Annotated in this window: 3 protein-coding genes; 1 reads left to right on the plus strand and 2 read right to left on the minus strand. The window is 47.6% G+C overall.

Features of this window, described 5'->3' with window-relative positions:
• Positions 1 to 369: 369 nt before the first annotated feature.
• On the minus strand, positions 370 to 1,002 hold the full coding sequence (locus tag CXP40_RS23450; protein ID WP_106735672.1) for a hypothetical protein: 633 nt from the start codon (positions 1,000 to 1,002) through the stop codon (positions 370 to 372).
• Between the two features lie 176 nt (positions 1,003 to 1,178).
• On the minus strand, positions 1,179 to 2,195 hold the full coding sequence (locus CXP40_RS23455; RefSeq protein ID WP_106735673.1) for a hypothetical protein: 1,017 nt from the start codon (positions 2,193 to 2,195) through the stop codon (positions 1,179 to 1,181).
• A 329-nt stretch (positions 2,196 to 2,524) separates the two neighbouring features.
• On the opposite strand from CXP40_RS23455, the gene CXP40_RS23460 reads away from it, so the two are divergent.
• A complete protein-coding gene (locus CXP40_RS23460) occupies positions 2,525 to 3,511 on the plus strand; it encodes an IS5 family transposase (protein WP_106735674.1) in 987 nt (328 codons plus the stop codon).
• The last annotated feature ends 240 nt before the right edge of the window (positions 3,512 to 3,751 follow it).

The raw sequence follows: 3,751 nt of genomic DNA on the forward strand, positions 1-3,751 counted from the left end.
CTACTTTTTCAACAGAATCGGCCAAAAGCGGTCATCGAGTATCTACATACGCGGGGGCAGATCATCGCGATTGCGCGTGTGGCGATGATCTGCCCTCACCTAGTTACAGCTGCTTAATCCACTCGATAATTTGTGGCTTACCGATGGGGCTGTAACGGGACAAGTGAGGAAACCCCACAACTAAAACCGGCTGGCCGTTGAGCTCCGACCGAAATGCCTTGATTGCCCAGTCCCCATGCATAGCAACGCCTTTCGGTGAGTATTGAATCTCACCGCACAATTTACGTTGCAGGTAACCGAAGGACGATACCTGCGAATTACCGCAACACAGGATAAGCCTGGGCTTTACCAGAGCAAGAATCACTTCAATTATTCGACATCCTTACCCGGCAGGGGCGCCGTAAGAATCTCGTCAAACATAGCTGTTGCCATTGAAGCCGCATAAACAATGTATTGCACATCACTTAATTCACTCTTGACTTCATAAATCTCACAAAGAAGACTTCTTTTGTCCTCGGGCAACGCTGCAGGCGACCACGACAAGGGGCTCTTGAAGTTATGCTCCGGGCCTTTGTAAGTTAAAGATCTTATGCCTACCACCATACGTTTATAGTGTTGCCTATCAGCTCTTTTGGAGTTTTCATAGCTGCCTTTAAATGATCCTAGAGAGCCGGAAACAACATCTATGCACGCTTTTTCTAGTGCCGCCTCATAATCCGCAGCTGCGTATTTTTTAACGTACCCATGATTAGAATAGAATTTTTGACGCGGCGACAATTGCTCTTCTGGGTATCGAGGGGTGTACTCATCGCCCTCGAAATAATATTCGATGAACCCCCGTGAAATATCTACCATGTCATACTTTTTTCTCTTTTCTATCACTTCGCTGAAAGAATACCAGCGCTGTTCAAGCAGTGTATGCTTGGCGTCTAGTTCGCTCGCAAAAGCGCTTAGAGAAAGCACAGAGTTAAAAAATATAGATGCAATTAAATGTTTTTTCATGGGATCGCCTAAAGCATGCTTTTTAATTTTAATTTTAATTTTTTAATCGGGGTGCGACCAAAATTAGCAAGCGACTTGATCAGTCCTTGTCAAATCGCTGCTCCAAAATCGACGAAAGCTGAAGCTATTCAGAAAAAATATAACGGCTTAAGACCTCCACTTTCCATGGTCGCTTATCAACGAATAGTGATATCTCTGCCGAAATATTTCTCGGCGTCATATTTTTCGATCACTTGCTCCAAGGTCTCATTATTATTATCCATGACCAATTTATGTGAGATGGCGCTGAGCGCGATCAAGATGTCCTTGCATTCAATACGTGCCTGCATAACTGAATTTGATGCTTTTACGAGAACTTGAGAAAGTAACTCATGGTTCTTTTTAATAAGGGATAGGATGAAATTAGCTAAAACCTTCCCAAACAAATCCACGTCTTCTATCTCAGTCGGCACAACAACTTTTTCTAAAAAATCCTCTTCCCTGCCTGCAGGAACAAATGCTTGAACCCAGTAAAAATAGGTTTCATTGAAGAGGATGGATTTTATTGCTTTTATTATTTCTTCATTGGAAGCTATCTTCTGAAATAGCGCACTTATGCGCTCGTCAGGCACGTCAATTAATTCATTACCGTATTCATTGTTGAGCGCTGTGCTCATGGCGTGAAGCTCTTTCAGCAGCGATAAATTGCCGCCCCCCATTTTATTGTATGCCTCGCCAACCTCATCAATATTGCGTTTAAATACGCCAATGTACTTGTCGCCTTCCTTAATGGCGTCAAGCAGGGGGATCAAGCTATAGCGCCTTACCTGAATAACCTCATAAAACTGGCCTAATTCCTCACGGATGTTTTTTAAGCGCTCCATCGATGTGACTAAAAAATCACGGTCGCCTCTTATCTTTTTGTTCAGTTGAGAAAAATCCAATGTATCATTAGACCAGCGCACACGCAGATCAATACTTCTTTCAAATTCCTGCGTTTTGCTGATCAATATTGAATACTTATCTTCTATTTCAAAAAGCACATCTTGAACTTTTTTAAGACCTGTCGATCTTACGTGCTGATTGATTCCGCGAACTTTTTCAGCTTCAATTTGTCTCTTCTGATTAATAATCCAAGTAATCGCCGCACCCACAATTGTCAAGCTTGTGGCCATGTCAAAGCCAAGCTGGATACTACTGAACCATGTGCCCATTTCATTCCCTTAAATATAATTTATTATGGCCGCTTCAGCGTAATAACAGATTTCAAATCAATTTTCACGCTGCATAAAGTGCCTTATCGTGTTTTTTGATCGTGCTCTGGCTCTGCGTATGCACACAGCCGGTACGACCTACGTGATGTATCACGTAGCTCAACCGCAATCAATTGTTCGTGCCTCCTTTGAGTCCGTCTATTGCTCGCCAGAAACACTGCAAGCATGAATCGACAGATATACCCTGATGCCGTTAGGGAAACTCCGAACAAGCTCCTGCTGATCTGTTGAAATAGCACCCCGTCGACGTCACCCCTGAGCCCAGCCGCATGACCCAGATGAGCTTTTCCGATGCCGAGTACGCCGGTAAACGCAAACAGACCCGGCGTGAGCGTTTTCTGGCAGAGATGGAGCAGGTAGTGCCTTGGGCAGGCTTGCTGGCACTGATCGAACCGTTCTACCCCAAAGCTGGTAATGGTCGACCACCGTATCCGCTGGAAACCATGCTGCGCATCCATCTGCTGCAAAACTGGTTTGCCCTGAGCGATCCAGCGATGGAGGAAGCGCTGTATGAGATCACCTCGTTACGGCAGTTTGCTCAGCTGTCACTGACCCAAGGCTGCATCCCGGAAGACACGACGATCATGAATCTCCGCCACCTGCTGGAGAAGCATGGTTTGGCGTCCGGCATCTTGGCCGTGATCAACGACCACCTGGGTGATCGAGGGTTGTCACTGCGTCAGGGCACCATCGTCGATGCCACCATTATTCATGCCCCCAGCTCGACCAAGAACCAGGACGGTAAGCGCGATCCTGAGATGCACCAGACCAAGAAGGGCAACCAGTATTACTTCGGCATGAAAGCGCACATTGGTGCCGATGCCGAGTCTGGCCTGGTGCATAGCGTGGTCGGCACGGCAGCCAACGTGGCCGATGTCACGCAGGTCGATCAGTTGCTGCATGGTGAAGAAAACGTAGTCTGCGCCGATGCAGGTTACACCGGGGTGGACAAGCGTCCCGAGCATGAAGGGCGCGAAGTCATCTGGCAGATTGCAGCTCGGCACAGCACCTACAAGAAACTCAGTAAGCGCAGTGCCTTGTACAAAGCCAAGCGCAAGATCGAGAAGGCCAAGGCCCAAGTGCGCGCCAAGGTCGAACACCCGTTCAGAGTGATCAAGCGTCAGTTCGGCTACACCAAGGTGCGCTTCCGTGGCTTGGCTAAGAACACGGCGCAGTTGGTCACGCTGTTTGCCCTGTCGAATCTGTGGATGGCGCGCCGACATTTGCTGGCCGATTCAGGAGAGGTACGCCTGTAAAACGCAGAAATCCGGGGAAAACCCGGACTTCTGGATGAATTAGCCGGCTGTGGTCGGCTTGGAAGCCCATGGAGCAAGCTACAGCCTGATTGGCGCTGACTTGTTCGGAGTTTCCTTAGGACATGGCAATCTGGGCTAAGTGCTGACAAGGCTCAGAGGAGATGCAAATACAGATTCGATTGCACCTACTTTTTGTAGATGCCGGATGACTGCTTCTGGCCGATTCTGTTGAAAAAGTAG

Source organism: Pseudomonas sp. YY-1 (genome assembly GCF_002843095.1).
Classification (GTDB): Bacteria; Pseudomonadota; Gammaproteobacteria; order Pseudomonadales; family Pseudomonadaceae; genus Aquipseudomonas; species Aquipseudomonas sediminis_A.